This window comes from Caballeronia sp. LZ035 (assembly GCF_031451175.1).
GTDB lineage: Bacteria > Pseudomonadota > Gammaproteobacteria > Burkholderiales > Burkholderiaceae > Caballeronia.
On record NZ_JARUXS010000001.1, the window covers coordinates 1,222,300 to 1,236,961 of the forward strand.

The window sequence follows — 14,662 nt, forward strand, 5'->3', positions numbered from 1 at the left end:
CAGGAAGTGCAGCAAACGTGCCCGGTCTGTACGCGGCGAACATCGTGTTCGGGGTTGCCGGGGGCTGCCTGTGAATTGAGTGTAGCATCTGCCCCCGATACACGGCGGCGACCTTGGCGAGGACCTGAGCGCGACCTGAGCACGACCTGAGCAGCGACCTGAGCAGCGACCCGGACCCCCGCAAAATATGGCGCGCTACAATAATGAGATGATTCGGGAGCGATCCCGCATGCCTTAGCCATGACCGAGAGCCGGCGCCAGCCGAAAGGACCCCCATGCCAAACGACCCGCGCCGCGCTGCCGGTCAATTCACGCCGGCGAGCGTACCGGAGGACGATGCCGACATGTTCGACCTCGCCCCGGTCTCGCTCTGGCTCGAAGACTTCAGCGCGGTGCGCGATCAGTTCGAGCGCTGGCGGGCGGCGGGCGTCACGGACTTGCGTGCGTTTCTCGCCGACGAGCCCCAGCGCGTGGCGGAGTGCTCGTCGCGCATCCGGGTGGTGAAGGTCAATCAGCGCACCTTGTCCCTGTTCAAGGCGAAGGACACCGATCATCTGGTGCAGAATCTCGACCGCGTGTTTCGTGACGACATGCTCACGACCCACGTCGACGAACTGGAGCAACTCTGGTCCGGCAAGGCGCGTTTCGTCAGCCAGACGGTCAACTACACGCTCGACGGCAAGCGTCTCGACGTGCTGCTCAAGGCGGTCGTCCTGCCGGGGCACGAAGACACGTGGAGCCGCGTGCTCGTGACGATCGAGGACATCACCGAACTCGAAGCGATGCGGCGCACGGCCGCCGCCAGCGAACTCTATGCGCGCGGCCTGTTCGAGCATTCGCCGGTGTCGCTGTGGGTGGAGGATTTCAGCTCCGTGAAAGCGTTGCTCGACGACGTGCGCGAGCGCGGCATCGTCGATTTCCGCACCTTCACGAATGTGCATCCGGAGTTCGTCGAGCGCTGCATGCAGGAGATCCACGTCCTCGACGTGAACCAGCACACGCTGCGCATGTTCGCCGCCCCCGACAAGGCGACGCTGCTGTCGCGCCTGCCCGATGTGTTCCGCGACGACATGCATGCGCACTTCCAGGAGCAGTTGGTCGAGCTGTGGGAGCACAAGCTTTTCCATCAGCGCGAGGTGGTCAACTATTCGCTGGAAGGCAACGAGGTGCACGTGCATCTGCAATTCTCGGTGTTTCCGGGGCACGAGGCGCGCTGGGACCTGGTGCTCGTCGCGCTGACGGACATCACCGCGCGCAAGAAGGCCGAGGCTTACCTGGAATTCCTCGGCAAGCATGACGTGCTCACGAAGCTCAAGAACCGCTCGTTCTACGTCGATGAAATCAACCGGCTCGAACGCAAGGGGCCGTTCCCGGTGACCGCCATCGCGATCGATGTCAACGGCCTGAAGGCAGTGAACGATCAGCTCGGTCACGCCGCCGGCGATGCTTTGCTGCGGCGCGCGGGCGAAGTGCTCGGCAAGGCGGTGGAGAAGCCGTTCCAGGCGGCGCGCATCGGCGGCGACGAATTCATGGTGCTGCTGCCCGGCACCGACGAACGCGGCGGCGAGGCGGTGATCGACAGCATCCGGCAGTTGCTCGAAGTGAACAATCAGTTCTATTCGGGCATGCCGCTGTCGTTCGCCATGGGCGCCGCCACGGCCCAGGACGGCGAACGGCTCGAGGGGATGCTGCAGCGCGCGGATGCCGTCATGTACACGGAAAAGCGCGCGCACTACGAGGAAAGCCAGCGCAACGACGAATGAACGCCATCCCGCTGCTTACTGCGACGGCTGGGCCGTGACCTCGTCGATGCCCCGCGCGAGTGCCGGACACGCCTCGCCAATCTCTTTCTTGTACTCGGCCGGCTGACTCGTCTTGAGCCGCGCGAAGCGGTCGACGGTGGCCTGCGCCTGGGCCAGCCCGAGTTTCCATTCGCCGTCGAAGTCGGGCGCGTCGGGGTAGCTGGTGTGGACCACGTCCTTGAAGCGCGCGATCTTGGCGGCATCGATATGACAGACGTCGGCGGCGCCGCGCGCGAGGCTCGCGCTGGTCATGACGCCTTCGGCGGCCATCAGTTGTTTGGCATCGGGATGACCCGGCGGGAGGGCGGTCTGGGCGAACAGGTCCGTGTTTCCCATCAGACTGCATGCGGCCAAAGCGCACGCTCCCAGCGTTTTCGAGTGCTTCATGCGTAATGATTTTCTTGATTGCATGCGGGGAAGAAAATTATAGGCGAAGCGCCCGGAAAGGATTGGCGCGTACGCCAAGGATGCCTATATAGCCCATGCTAGAATCGATTTTCCATGCCGTTCTCAGACAGAAAAATGAAAAAAGGAAGCAAGGCCGCCAGTACTGCGCCCTCGTCGACCACAGCAGAAGGACGGCGCAAGTACGACCCTGAGGAGACCAAGCGGAACATTCTCGACATCGCCACGCAGGAGTTCTCGGCGATGGGCCTGACCGGTGCGCGCGTGGACGCCATCGCGGAGCGCACCAACACCACCAAGCGCATGCTGTACTACTACTTCGGCAGCAAGGAAGGGCTGTACGAAGCCGTGCTGGAGCAGGTCTACGGCGACATCCGGGCACTCGAGCAGGAACTCCAGCTCGCGGAGATGGAGCCCGAGGAAGCGCTGCGGGAATTTGTCGGCTTCACCTTCGACTATCACGACAAACACCGCGACTTCGTGCGGCTCGTGACCATCGAGAACATTCACTCGGCCAAGTACATCGAGCAGTCGAAGACCTTCAAGGCGCGCAATTCGAGCGTCGTGAAAACCATCGAGGATCTGATCGCGCGCGGGGTGGCAGCGGGCAAGTTTCGCGGCGACGTCGATCCCATCGACCTGCATCTGATGATCAGTTCGTTCTGCTTCCACCGCGTGGGCAATCGCCACACATGGAGCGCCGCGTTCGGACGTGATCCGTCAGGCGTGCGTTCGCGGGCACGGCATCGCGAGATGATCGTCGATGCGGTGCTGTGTTTCATGCGGCGCGACGACTGAGCGCCACGGCCAGGAGCGCCTGGTTCCTGCGGCGCCTGACGCCCGACCATCCCGCTGATCACCTGTTCTTCGCCATGGGGCTCGACGGCGCGCTCGATGCACGCGGTGCTTGCGGTCGTCGAGCGGCACGAGATCCTGCATGCCCGCTTCTCGAAGATGCGCCGCGCTGAAACGCCAACGGCGGCTCTCTTGCGAGGCCGCCGTTTTTCGTGATGCCGCTTGAACGTTCAGCCTTCCAGCAGACTCTGGAAGTGCGCGAACATGCGTTCGGCATCCGGCTCGCGGCCGGTGAAGATGCGCAGCGCATCAACGGCCTGGCACACCGCCATGCCGCCGCCGCTGACCGTGCGGCAGCCAAGCGCTTTCGCCGCCTTCAACAGCTCGGTTTCAAGCGGGAAGTACACGATCTCCGCCACCCACAGTTCCTTGTGCAGATAGTCCGCCGGCAACGGCAAGCCGGGCAGCTTGGCCATGCCCGTGGGCGTCGCGTGGATGAGGCCGCTCGCGGCACCCAGCGTCTCGCGCAGATCGCCGCCACTCGTCACCGTGCGGTCCGGAAAACGCGCGCCGAGGTCGGCGGCGAGGGCAGCGGCGCGCGTGGAATCGGAGTCGAACAGCGTCAGCGCGCGCGCGCCCATCGCCAGGGCCGCGTGCGCCACAGCCGCGCCCGCGCCGCCCGCGCCGAGCTGCACGACACGTTCGAGCGGCACGCCCGGCAGGCCACGCTGGAACGCGCGCGCGAAGCCTGATCCGTCCGTGTTGTAACCGATGCGCCTGCCGTCCTTCAGCACGACCGTATTGACCGCGCCCAGCGCGCGGGCGTCGGGATGGAGTTCGTCGAGCAGGGGGATCACCGCCTGCTTGCACGGATACGTGATGTTCAGGCCGTCGTAGCCCATGCGCTCGGCCGCGACGAGCAAGTCCGGAAGGGCAGCCGGTTCGAGTTGCAGCGCCTGCAGATCGATGCGCCGATACACATAGTTGAGGCCGAGCGTGCGGCCTTCCTGCTCGTGCATCGCGGGCGTGAGCGAGCCGCCGATACCCGAGCCGATCAGGCCGATGAGATACGAAGTCTTCTGAGTCATGCATGCGCTCCGGCAAGGTGGGGCACTGCGCGAGGATTCGATGCTGCAGTGCGAAATCGAGTACGGCGCAGTGTGAACGGCCTGATGAGACGTGTCGTTCGGTGTTTTCACGTATTTGTACGGTCTAGTTAGTTTGCTATCATGCCGCAGACTGACATGGATTGCGCGCCGTGCTCGTTCATCTCCGGCGCGAGGGGTCCATAACGGCCTACACTGGCACGAGAGGCGCCCAGTCCATGCCGCATCCCATCGAACGAACCGAATGCAACCAGGAGGCAGCGATGCTGCGTTCAATCCGGACATCCATCGCGACGGTTTCCATCAGCGGCACGCTCGCCGAGAAACTGCAGGCCATCAAGGCGGCGGGTTTCGACGGCGTCGAGATCTTCGAGAACGATCTTCTGTACTTCGACGGCACGCCCGCCGACGTACGCCGCATGTGCGAAGACCTGGGCCTCGCCATCTATCTGTTCCAGCCTTTCCGCGATTTCGAGGGCGTGAGCGCGGAGCGTCTCGGGCGCAATGCCGAGCGCGCGAAACGCAAGTTCGAGCTGATGCATGAGCTCGGCACGGACCGCATGCTGGCGTGTTCCAACGTGTCGCCCGACATGATTCGCGACGATGCGCTGATCATCGATCAGCTTGGCGTGCTCGCGCGTCTGGCGGAAGAAGCGGGCGTGGTCGTCGCGTACGAGGCGCTCGCGTGGGGCCGGCACGTGAATTCGTACAAGCATGCGTGGCGGCTCGTCGATGCCGTGAACGTCCCGAGCCTCGGCCTCGCGCTCGACACGTTCCATACGTTGTCGATTGGCGATTCGGTGGACGAGATCGCGTCGATTCCCGGCGAGCGCATCGCGTTCGTGCAGATCGCCGATGCGCCGGTCCTCGCCATGGACGTGCTCGAATGGAGCCGACACTATCGTTGTTTCCCGGGGCAGGGCGCATTCGATGTCGCGGGCTTCACGGCGCGCGTGCTCGAGGCGGGCTACACGGGGCCGCTGTCGCTGGAAATCTTCAACGATGGCTTCCGCGCCGCGCCCACCGCGATCACGGCGGCGGACGGCTATCGCTCGTTGCGCTTCCTCGAGGAACAGACGCGCGCGCTGATGGGCGACAAGGCGCCGCCGGAACTGTTCGATCCGCCCGCGCCGCCGGCGCACATCGGTTTCCAGTTTCTCGAATTCGCCGTCGATCAACCCACGCGCGAGCACCTCGCGCAATGGCTCGGCAGGCTCGGTTTCAGGCTTGCGGGCCAGCATCGCTCGAAGGACGTGCAGCTGTACCGGCATGGCGCGGGTTCGATCGTGCTCAACGCCGAGGCCGATTCGTTCGCCAGTGCGTTCTTCCAGCAGCATGGCCTGTCGCTGTGCGCGTCGGCGTTTCATGTCGACGATGCCCGGCTCGCGTTCGAACGCGCCGCCGCCTATGGATCGAAGCCGTTTTCGGGGCGTATCGGGCCGAACGAACGGCATGTGCCGGGCGTGCAGTCACCCGATGGCAGTCTCGACTACTTCGTCGACGAAGCGCCCGGCGGCCCGACGCTGTGGGAGTCGGACTTCGTGCTCACCGACATCGACGGGCCGTACGAAGTGGGGCCGTTGTCACGTATCGATCACGTGTGCCTGTCGCTGCCCGCCGATGCGCTCGACACCTGGGTGCTGTTCTTCCGCAGCGCGTTCGGTTTCGAGACGGAAGCGGCCGTGCTCGTGCCGGACCCGTACGGTCTGGTGCGCAGCCGGGCCGTGCGCAGCCGCGACGGCTCGGTGCGCATTGCGTTGAATGCGTCGGTGGACCGCTATACGGCGGTGTCGGAATCGCTGTCGGCGTATCGCGGCTCGGGCCTGAATCACGTGGCGTTCAGCACGCCCGACATCTTCGATGCGATTCCCCGTCTGGAGGCAGACGGCGTCAAGTTCCTGCGCATTCCGCGCAACTACTATGACGATCTGGTGGCGCGCTTCGGCTTGCCTGACGAGCAGATCGAGACCATGCACGAGCACAACATCCTCTACGATCGTGACGAGCGTGGCGGCGAGTTCTTTCACGCCTATACGGAGCAACTCGACCAGCGCTTTTTCCTGGAAGTGATCGAGCGGCGGGGCGGCTACGACGGGTATGGCGCGGCCAATGCAGCCGTGCGACTCGCGGCGCACGCGCAGCAGCAGCGGGCGCGCAAGGCGGGCTAGGCGGGCTAGGCGGGGAAACGCAAAGGGTATTCAGGCGCTGCGCGGCTTGACGCCGGCGGCGAGCGTGGCGAGAGCGGCAGTATCGGCTTCGGCGGCGCGCTCGCGTTCACGTTGGCTTTCACGCTTGCGCACGTCGGCCTCGAAGGCGTCGATATGCAGGTACAGCCGATGCACGGTCTGAATCTGGGTATGGGAGAGATGCGACTGACGCGTGATCGATGCAAGCCGCTCGCGCCAGTACGAGGGCGGCAACAAGGGACCGCCGAGATCGGACGACAATGAGCGCCGCAACACCTTTTCGAGGTGCGTCAGGTCTTGGTCTGCCAGCAACGCCGAAAACGCGCCCTGCGGCTTGGAATCGGGAATGGGGTCCATTAACGCGATGGCGGCGCGGCCTGGCGATTCTTGATAGGCGTAAACCCGTATTCATCGGAATTTATCGCCGCTCATGTAGCGGCCAGATTTTTGCCAAAGTGCGGTCGATGCCTGCCAAGCGCCTTTGCTATACTCTGCGCTCGCTCGCCGATGCCCTCGGCGAGCGGCGGTCCGCTCCCCGTAGTTCACGGGGTGGAATGAAAGCTCTGCGCTTTACAGGAAAAGGATTTCCCCCCTTGCTGTAGCAATTCTGTAGCAGGTGAAAAATGTAGCCGGCCTCCTGCCCTCGCGACAAATTTCGGGCTGAACCAGTTGAGGCGCGGACATCGTTAGTTGTTTGCTTTTCGATATCTCTGGTATCTCTGATGGGCAGAGTTGTTAAGGCGCTGCTTACGCTGGAAAGCCGACACTCCGCCTCGCCAGCGATCCGTCTTGCCGTTCCGGTCAAACCGTATCCACAAGACCGTGTGCGGGCCAACCTCGGGCACAGACGCAGTTGCTCCTTAGAATGGGTTTGTCAGAGCTTCACTGAGGTAACTGAGCTCGAATGCGCAGGACCCCCTGATTCGCCGGAGCCGCTGCTCTCACAGTTCCTTCAATAAAAAGGTCAGCAGTCGGCCAGTACCTGCCGTTCACGGTCAACTGCGCATGGTCACTCCAATGGCTGTTCAGCCTTGAACAAGAGACATCAAGGCGGGTGGGCGGTTTGCGAAATCGTGGCGATGCTTCGGACGAAACATAGACAACGGGGTACGCCGGAACCGTGTCCGCCGGGAGGCATCTCCGACGGCACGGTCGACCGTGCCGTTCAGCGTTCGCTCCTGTGCCTGTGGTCCACGAAGGGCGATCTCGCAGGCCTGTATGACATGCTTGGGATCTCGAAGCCGGCGGCGAGCCCGCCGGAACGACCTCCAGTCGAATGCAGTCACTATTTGGCCGGGCTCGGTACACTTAACGACTGCCGTCTCCGCATTTTTATCCGCCGGACAGGCAAGTCCGTTTCACGGACTTGCGTCGTTGTTGTCACGGGATTTTCAACCGCAAGTCTTTGGTAGTCCCAGCGCGAGCTAAGCTGGCGGCATCGCGGCTCCCCGGGCGGCAGCTTTGAAAACCGTCGCCCCCTTGCAGCGATGCCATAGAATGGGGCTCGGTGTCAGCCATAATTCGGGTCATATCGCGTTTTCTGACTGGACGGGATTGGCGTTGCACCGAAAACTCCTTGGAGAGACCAGATGGACAATCCCATTACCATCGCCGGCACGCCGATGGATGCATTCCATGTGTGCGCTTTTTTCGACAGCCGGGACGAGGAGTACGACGCGCTGAATCCGTTCTATAAGCAGGCAATCGAGAACGGAGAAAAGAATTTCCACATTGTCGACCCGGCGCTGATTGACGACCACCGTGCCAGACTCGAGGCTTCGGGCATTAGGACGCACGACTGTGAAGCGTGCGGGCAGCTCGAAGTCGTTACCTGGCCCGAGGCCTACCTGGATGGCGAAGGCAGCTTTAACAAGGACCGAATGCTGGCAATGGTGGACCGCCTCACAGGTTCGGGTCGCGACGCGGGCTTTTCCCGGCTGCGCATCATGGGAAACATGGACTGGGCCTTCGGCGACACGCCAACTGTGCCCGACCTCATCGCGTACGAAGCCGAAGTAAACGAGATCATCGAACGTAACCGGCAACCTGCCGTGTGTGTCTACGATATGGCCAAGCTGACGGGTGCGATGCTGATGGACGTGCTGCGCACACATCCACTGACCCTCATCAATGGCATTGTCCAGGAAAATCCGTTCTTTATCTCTCCGTCGGAAATGATCAAGGAACTCGACTTGCGCAAATCGCGAGCCGCAGTCTAAAAATCAAAATACAACGTACGCCTTTCATGTCAGAACGGGATAGATGAGCATCGATCGGGATACTCAGCAAAGTGCGGAGCGCGCCCTGAGAGACCTAATGGGTCTGCTGGCGCTTCCCGCGCTCTGGGCGGGGCGAGACGGGAAAGCCATCGTCGAACTGATGATCCAGGCGATCGAGCGAATCGTTCCCCTCGACATCTGCCATGTCGACGTTCCGTTGCTGCCGCAGGCGGCGGCACTCGTACAGATGCGACTCGGTGGCAGGGATGTCGAGGTCGACGATGCAAGCGCCTGGTACCAGACGGTTGCCGAATGGCATCGGCTTCCAATCGGCACGCGAGTCAATCTGTGCGAAACCCCGGTCGGCCCGATGAGGGTGATTCGCCTGAGCATGGGCTTCAGTTCCGGGCAGGGAAGTATCTGGTTCGGTGCAATGGAGCCCGACTTCCCGACCGTCAACCAAATCGCTTTCTTGCGTGCGGCCACATCGCAGGCAGCGACCGGCATCCAGGCGGCCAAGGCTGCACACGAACGTGAAGAGGCAAACCGGTCAAAAGACGAATTCCTCGCGATGCTCGGACATGAGCTGCGCAACCCGCTGGCGCCGATCACCACCGCGTTAGAGATGATCCGTCGCGAACGTGGCAACGTGACGGACAAGTATTACGAGATTATTGATCGTCAGGTTGCCCACCTGTCGCGCCTTGTCGAAGACCTGCTTGATGTCAGTCGCATTACCCGGGGGAAGATCGAGCTGCACCGCGAAAGTCTGCGAATCAGTTCGGTGATCACGCGTGCAGTGGAAGCCGCCAGTCCGCTCGTGGAACAGCGCAAGCAACGGCTCTCAGTGGAGGTGTCCGACGACGGTGCACAAATCTTCGGGGATCTGACACGTCTGACCCAAGCCTTTAGCAACTTGCTGAATAACGCGGCCAAGTACACAGAAACTGGCGGAGAGATCAGGGTCGAAGCTCGCGTGGTGGCAAGCCAGGTCCTGATCTCAGTTCGCGATGACGGCGTCGGCATCAGTGCCGAACTGATGCCGAAGCTTTTCACGATTTTTGAGCAGGGACGCACGACAATTGACCGTTCAAAGGGTGGGCTGGGGATCGGTCTCGCACTTGTCAAAAATCTCGTTGAGCTCCACGGCGGTTCTGTCACGGCGAGTAGTGACGGACCGGGACAGGGGGCGACATTTACAGTGACACTGCCGCTTGCTACACCGGCCGAGATTGCAAGCATGCGCGCAGCGCGCGCACCAACCAAGCGTATCGTTCCGAGTTGCGCGGGAACACGCGTACTTCTCGTTGATGACAATGCGGACAGTCTGTTTTCTATGGAAGCCTTTCTCTCTGAATCGGGCTTCGACGTTGCGACAGCAATGGACCCCATACAGGCTCTTGAGGTCGCAACACATTTTGAACCTTCAGTTGCCGTGCTTGATATCGGCCTACCCGGCATGAGTGGATATGAACTGGCCGTCATCCTGCGTGCGCAGCCGCAACTTGTTGGGCTTCGTCTGTTCGCGCTTACAGGCTATGGCCAGGCCGAGGACCTGAGGCGTTCATCCACTGCTGGCTTCGAGCGCCATTTTGTGAAGCCCGTGGCATTGCCGAATCTTGTTGATGCACTAAATGACAAGAAAGACCGGCTGGCCAACTGAAGCATACCAATGCCTCGCGATGAATGTCCTTTGGTTGAGGAAGTGTTCGGCCGGGGAGCAGACACAGCCATCCGAGACAGATCCGGAGGCAGCAGTTACGCAGCGGGCTCAACTATGGCAATGTTTCTGTCGGCACTGCACGTTTGGTCAAACACGTGCGATTCGCGAAGCGAGTGGCACTTAGATCCTGGAAGCAGTCGTTGGCATGGTGCCAACGCGCGTGTCTGTTTCGGGTCGGTTTCGGGCGACCGCGTCGAGCAGTGAGTGGCCAATGCGCATTGTTCGATCTTCGCAGGTCTGGTTTGGGCTGCATCCCTTAGCGGTGACTCCTGAATAGGCCCCGGCCAAGTCAAGCAGACGCCCTCTGTTCCTCCAAGGCGGAGCAACGCAAGCGGATCTCACAAAGTCACTCACTCGGCACGGAAAAAGCGTCGCCGACGCGATAGGCGTCATCGCTGATATACGTCAGAACATCTTTGGATATGGAAGGGACTGAGCGAACGAGTCCAGCTCGGCGAGTTCGCCCCTCGCTGCCCGCGAGTCTATTAGGCCCTTAAGTTGCAAATCGCAACCTGTTGAGATTCCGCCGGCGATCTAATCTAGCGCGGCCTACGAAAAGGCGAGGGGCTATGCGCCCACGTTTCTTGAGAGAAGGTCAATCGCTTTAAGAAGCAGTTCAACGCATGCGTCCAAGTCGCGCTGCGTTTGCCCGGCTCGACCCGCCATGACCAAACAAGCGGCGTGCACGGCGTTCGAATGCCGCGCAAGGGCGAGCAGATGCTCGCCTTTCGGCCCCCGCGTTGCGTTCAGCCAGTTTTGCGCGGTCCGCTCGCTGGCTCCCGTCCAGCGCGCCGCGACTTTGACGGCGTTCGCGGAGTCTCTGAGGTCTGATTTCAAAGCCATCGCGATCGCGAGGGGATATTCGGCGCCGACTGGCTGAACATCGCGCAAATTCTTGCGGTTTCTCGGCAACATGTTTCTCGCCTCCAAACGTATAGTTTCCGAACGGAAGAATCGAGGCTTGGCTTGGCGCGCCGCCTGTCGGGACGCCGCTAGTCTTCGAGCTAAGGAGGCGAAGCGTGATTTGGCTCGCGCGCGATCAAAAGACAAGTGACGAAGCCGCCGGGCGAGCGCGCGCGGCCGCGTATGTGCGCATGTCGACGGAGCATCAGAAATACTCCACCGAGAACCAACGCGAGGTCATCGGCGCATACGCCGAGCTGCGCAACCTCGACATCGTGCGCGTTTATGCTGACGAGGGCAAAAGCGGGCTGCGACTCGACGGCCGGGAGGGCCTGAAAGATCTTCTGCGAGACGTAGAATCGGGCCGGGCAGACTACGATTTCGTGTTGGTCTATGACGTGAGCCGCTGGGGACGCTTCCAAGATCCGGACGAAAGCGCGAGCTACGAAATCCGATGCAAGCAAAAGGGCGTCCGCATCCTCTATTGCGCGGAGCAATTCGAGAACGACGGCTCCCCGGTGAGCAGCATCATCAAAAGCCTCAAGCGCTCAATGGCCGGAGAATACAGCCGCGAGCTTAGCGTCAAGGTTCACGCGGGGCAAACGCGCCTAATCAAAATTGGCTACCGCCAAGGGGGCGCAGCGGGCTACGGGCTTCGCCGTGCCGTTGTCGACCCGGCCGGAGAGGTGACGGAACTCACCGCCGGCAAGCACAAATTCGCCCAAACTGACCGAGTCATTTTGCGTCCCGGCCCCGCACAAGAGGTGGCCACAGTGCGGGAGATCTATCGCGCGTTCGTCGAGGAAGGCCGCGCCGAGAGCGAGATCGCGCATGTACTCAACGCGTCGGGGACTCGCACGGATAGAGGCGCCGTATGGACGCGCGGGACGGTGCATCAGATCCTGATAAACGAAAAATACGCAGGGCACAATGTTTGGAATCGCGTCTCCTACAAGCTCAAACAAGAGCGGGTGAGAAACCCTCCCGCAGAATGGGTGAGAAAGGATAACGCGTTCGAGCCGATCGTCGACCAGATCATGTTCGACGCGGCCCGCCAGATGATCCTCGCGCGATCTTATCGCCTTAGCGATGCCGACATGCTCGACGCCCTGCGGCGAGCGCTTCGAGAACACGGTTATCTCTCTGGGATAGTCATCGACGAGACGCAGGACTGTCCGTCAAGCAGCGCGTTTCGCGGCCGATTCGGAAGCTTGTTGCGCACGTATTCGCTCATCGGCTACCGCCCGGACCGCGACTACCGATACGTCGAGATCAACAGGCGCTTGCGAGAGATGCACCCTGAGATTGTTCGAAAAGCCAAAGAGGTGATGGCGGCTTCGGGGGCTTCCGTCGAGGACGACGCGGAACCGGGCCTTCTGTGGATCAACGCCGAGTTCAAGGCCTCCTTGGTCCTCTGCCGATGCCGCGCCACTCCAGGCGGCGGCCTGCGTTGGATCGTTCGGCTCGACAACGCGCTGCGGCCCGACCTGACTGTCGCTGTGCGGATGGAGCCGGACGCTCAGGCGATCCGCGACTACTACCTCCTGCCCGCATGGGGGATGGGCGAAGCGATGCTGCGCATCGGAGAACAAAATGAGCGCGGCCTGGACGCGTTTCGCTTCGACGACTTAGAGATGTTGGCTTTCATGGGGCGCAGAGCGCCATTGCGAGGAGCGTCTTATGGATGACGAAGCCAAGGGGTTGGGAGCCACGCTGCCTCGGGAGGAGCAGATCACGTTGTTGCCGGCGGAGCGCCTTCGAGTCCTCAATCCGCGCACGCGCAACAGCCTTTTCTTCGCTCAACTCGTGGAGAACATCGCCACGGTCGGCTTGAAGCGCCCGATCACCGTGGCGTTTGGAGGAAACGATGAGGGCGGCCCTTGGCACGAAGTGCTGTGCGGCCAAGGGCGATTCGAAGCCCTAAAATCGCTGGGTGAAACCATGATCCCGTGCTGCGTGGTCGAGGCGGATCGGGTTGAGCGCTTCCTCATCAGCCTGACGGAAAACATCGCAAGGCGGCGGCACACGACGGAGGAGCTTCTCAGCGGCTTGCAGATCCTCAAGGATCGAGGATACACGAGCGAGCAAATCGCCAAAAAGACCAACTTGGATTCGAGCTACATCAACAACATCCTGCACTTGTTGGCCAAGGGCGAACAACGGCTGCTTCGCGCCGTTGAGAAGAAGCAAATCCCGATGTGGGTGGCGCTCGACATCTCGCGCTCATCAAGCGACGAGATTCAAGCCGCGATGGTAGCCGCTTACGAAAGCGGAACGCTGAAAGGCGAGCAACTGATCAAGGTGCGCAAGCTGATCAGCAAGCGGGAGGCGATCGGGAAGGCCTACCACTCCAAGAAGCCGATGCCCAAAGACGCTCCCACCCCGCAAAAACTGCTGCGGACTTATCAAACTGAGGCTCGGCGCCAACGCCGCATCGTACAAAACGCCGCGTTTCAAGAGCAGCGGCTTCTCATGATCACATCGACGTTTCGAAGACTGCTCGCTGACGAGCATTTCCGCACCTTGCTTAGAGCGGAGGGAATCAAAGACATTCCGCAAGCGCTCGCGAGCCGCATCCCTGAGGAGTTATTGCCATGAGCGGCATCAAGCATGGATTTGAGCGGCAAATCATCGAAGTCCCCATCGCCCTCATTCGCCCTGGCGCGCCGATGGCGCCCCGCGTTCTGTTGACGCCGAAGTTTCGAACGATTCTGAGTTCGGTGCGGGAGCTGGGCGTGATTGAGCCATTGGCTGTGTTCCGGTCGGCCGACAACGAAGGCGAGTATCACTTGCTCGACGGGCGCCTTCGGCTTGAAGCGCTCAAAGAATTGAAAAGGCAAACAGCGCCGTGCATGGTGTCCTCGGACGACGAAAGCTACACCTTCAATCGCCACATCAACCGAAGCACCGCCGTTCATGATCATCGAATGATCCGGGCCGCGCTTGCCAAGGGGGCATCGGAGGAGCGCATCGCAGCGACCTTGCAAATGGACCTTAAACGTGTCCGAGAGAAAGTTCATCTCCTTGACGGCATCGCGCCGGAGGCTGTCTCTTTGCTCAAAGACCGCATGGTGATCCCGAGGGTTTTTTCGACCTTGAGAAAGATGAAACCTATGAGGCAGATCGAAGCCTGCGAAATGATGATCGCGGCAAACCGCTTCACGGCGAGCTATGCGGAGATGCTTTTGGTTACTACACGCCCTGACGCGTTGGCGGAACCGGCGAAAGCGAAGAAGCGCGAGCATATTTCGCAAGAGGACCTCGCGCGCATGGAGAAGGAGATGGAGCGGCTGAATCTAGACAGCCAGGCGGCCGAGGAAAGCATCGGGGACACGATGCTGACACTTGTCGTTGCCAAGGGCTTCACAACGCGGCTGCTTCGAAATGAGGCGATACACAAGCATCTGCGGCACCACCACCCCGACCTCTTGGCGACATTGGTCGCGACGATGGAGGCCATTGCCGCCGACAGTCGTAGCCCCGAGCGAGAGTAGGTGCTCGTCCGCCATTTGGCGCGCGTTTC

At 61.5% G+C, this 14,662-nt stretch carries 12 protein-coding genes; 8 read left to right on the forward strand and 4 right to left on the reverse strand.

Going from position 1 to position 14,662, the window contains the following annotated elements; translation table 11 throughout:
• Positions 1 to 275 precede the first annotated feature (275 nt).
• Positions 276 to 1,763, forward strand: a complete 1,488-nt coding sequence (locus QCE88_RS05760; protein ID WP_309899968.1) for a sensor domain-containing diguanylate cyclase — start codon at positions 276 to 278, stop codon at positions 1,761 to 1,763.
• A 15-nt stretch (positions 1,764 to 1,778) separates the two neighbouring features.
• Here QCE88_RS05760 and QCE88_RS05765 read toward each other — a convergent pair whose 3' ends face one another.
• Positions 1,779 to 2,138: a hypothetical protein gene (locus QCE88_RS05765; protein WP_309899970.1), complete on the reverse strand. Its 360-nt coding sequence runs from the start codon at positions 2,136 to 2,138 to the stop codon at positions 1,779 to 1,781.
• A 186-nt stretch (positions 2,139 to 2,324) separates the two neighbouring features.
• On the opposite strand from QCE88_RS05765, the gene QCE88_RS05770 reads away from it, so the two are divergent.
• Positions 2,325 to 3,005: a TetR/AcrR family transcriptional regulator gene (locus tag QCE88_RS05770; protein ID WP_309807699.1), complete on the forward strand. Its 681-nt coding sequence runs from the start codon at positions 2,325 to 2,327 to the stop codon at positions 3,003 to 3,005.
• Between the two features lie 227 nt (positions 3,006 to 3,232).
• Here the strand turns inward: QCE88_RS05770 and QCE88_RS05775 are convergent, their stop codons facing one another.
• A complete protein-coding gene (locus QCE88_RS05775; RefSeq protein WP_309899972.1) occupies positions 3,233 to 4,090 on the reverse strand; it encodes a shikimate dehydrogenase in 858 nt (285 codons plus the stop codon).
• 293 nt (positions 4,091 to 4,383) lie between these two features.
• On the opposite strand from QCE88_RS05775, the gene QCE88_RS05780 reads away from it, so the two are divergent.
• Positions 4,384 to 6,276 (forward strand): TIM barrel protein, encoded by a 1,893-nt coding sequence (locus QCE88_RS05780; protein WP_309903421.1) that lies wholly within the window; start codon positions 4,384 to 4,386, stop codon positions 6,274 to 6,276.
• Between the two features lie 30 nt (positions 6,277 to 6,306).
• On the opposite strand, the gene QCE88_RS05785 is transcribed toward QCE88_RS05780, so the two are convergent.
• Complete coding sequence (locus tag QCE88_RS05785) at positions 6,307 to 6,651, reverse strand: hypothetical protein (protein ID WP_309899974.1); 345 nt, start codon at positions 6,649 to 6,651, stop codon at positions 6,307 to 6,309.
• A 1,232-nt stretch (positions 6,652 to 7,883) separates the two neighbouring features.
• Between QCE88_RS05785 and QCE88_RS05790 the strand changes: the two genes are divergently transcribed.
• Together QCE88_RS05790 and QCE88_RS05795 are read left to right on the forward strand one after the other, a co-directional pair.
• The gene (locus QCE88_RS05790; RefSeq protein ID WP_309899976.1) at positions 7,884 to 8,513 is read left to right on the forward strand and encodes an MEDS domain-containing protein; all 630 of its coding nucleotides are present in this window, start codon (positions 7,884 to 7,886) and stop codon (positions 8,511 to 8,513) included.
• Between the two features lie 43 nt (positions 8,514 to 8,556).
• The gene (locus QCE88_RS05795) at positions 8,557 to 10,176 is read left to right on the forward strand and encodes an ATP-binding protein (protein WP_309899978.1); all 1,620 of its coding nucleotides are present in this window, start codon (positions 8,557 to 8,559) and stop codon (positions 10,174 to 10,176) included.
• A gap of 627 nt (positions 10,177 to 10,803) precedes the next feature.
• Here the strand turns inward: QCE88_RS05795 and QCE88_RS05800 are convergent.
• Positions 10,804 to 11,151, reverse strand: a complete 348-nt coding sequence (locus tag QCE88_RS05800) for a hypothetical protein (RefSeq protein WP_309899981.1) — start codon at positions 11,149 to 11,151, stop codon at positions 10,804 to 10,806.
• 104 nt (positions 11,152 to 11,255) lie between these two features.
• Here QCE88_RS05800 and QCE88_RS05805 point away from each other — a divergent pair, with 104 nt between their 5' ends.
• From QCE88_RS05805 to QCE88_RS05815, 3 genes are read left to right on the forward strand one after another with little or no spacing between them, the layout of a single operon-like run.
• A complete protein-coding gene (locus QCE88_RS05805) occupies positions 11,256 to 12,827 on the forward strand; it encodes a recombinase family protein (RefSeq protein ID WP_409018048.1) in 1,572 nt (523 codons plus the stop codon).
• A complete protein-coding gene (locus tag QCE88_RS05810; protein WP_309899982.1) occupies positions 12,820 to 13,737 on the forward strand; it encodes a plasmid partitioning protein RepB C-terminal domain-containing protein in 918 nt (305 codons plus the stop codon). The genes QCE88_RS05805 and QCE88_RS05810 overlap by 8 nt, the downstream gene beginning before the upstream one ends.
• The gene (locus tag QCE88_RS05815; protein ID WP_309899983.1) at positions 13,734 to 14,633 is read left to right on the forward strand and encodes a plasmid partitioning protein RepB C-terminal domain-containing protein; all 900 of its coding nucleotides are present in this window, start codon (positions 13,734 to 13,736) and stop codon (positions 14,631 to 14,633) included. The genes QCE88_RS05810 and QCE88_RS05815 overlap by 4 nt, the downstream gene beginning before the upstream one ends.
• Positions 14,634 to 14,662: the final 29 nt, after the last annotated feature.

Bases quoted from the DNA above. Each gene is read 5' to 3' on its own strand.
- QCE88_RS05770 (WP_309807699.1), top strand. From the start codon at position 2,325: ATGAAAAAAGGAAGCAAGGCCGCCAGTACTGCGCCCTCGTCGACCACA.
- QCE88_RS05775 (WP_309899972.1), bottom strand. From the start codon at position 4,090: ATGACTCAGAAGACTTCGTATCTCATCGGCCTGATCGGCTCGGGTATC.
- QCE88_RS05795 (WP_309899978.1), top strand. From the start codon at position 8,557: ATGAGCATCGATCGGGATACTCAGCAAAGTGCGGAGCGCGCCCTGAGA.
- QCE88_RS05815 (WP_309899983.1), top strand. From the start codon at position 13,734: ATGAGCGGCATCAAGCATGGATTTGAGCGGCAAATCATCGAAGTCCCC.
- QCE88_RS05760 (WP_309899968.1), top strand. From the start codon at position 276: ATGCCAAACGACCCGCGCCGCGCTGCCGGTCAATTCACGCCGGCGAGC.
- QCE88_RS05785 (WP_309899974.1), bottom strand. From the start codon at position 6,651: ATGGACCCCATTCCCGATTCCAAGCCGCAGGGCGCGTTTTCGGCGTTG.
- QCE88_RS05765 (WP_309899970.1), bottom strand. From the start codon at position 2,138: ATGGGAAACACGGACCTGTTCGCCCAGACCGCCCTCCCGCCGGGTCAT.
- QCE88_RS05800 (WP_309899981.1), bottom strand. From the start codon at position 11,151: ATGTTGCCGAGAAACCGCAAGAATTTGCGCGATGTTCAGCCAGTCGGC.
- QCE88_RS05810 (WP_309899982.1), top strand. From the start codon at position 12,820: ATGGATGACGAAGCCAAGGGGTTGGGAGCCACGCTGCCTCGGGAGGAG.
- QCE88_RS05790 (WP_309899976.1), top strand. From the start codon at position 7,884: ATGGACAATCCCATTACCATCGCCGGCACGCCGATGGATGCATTCCAT.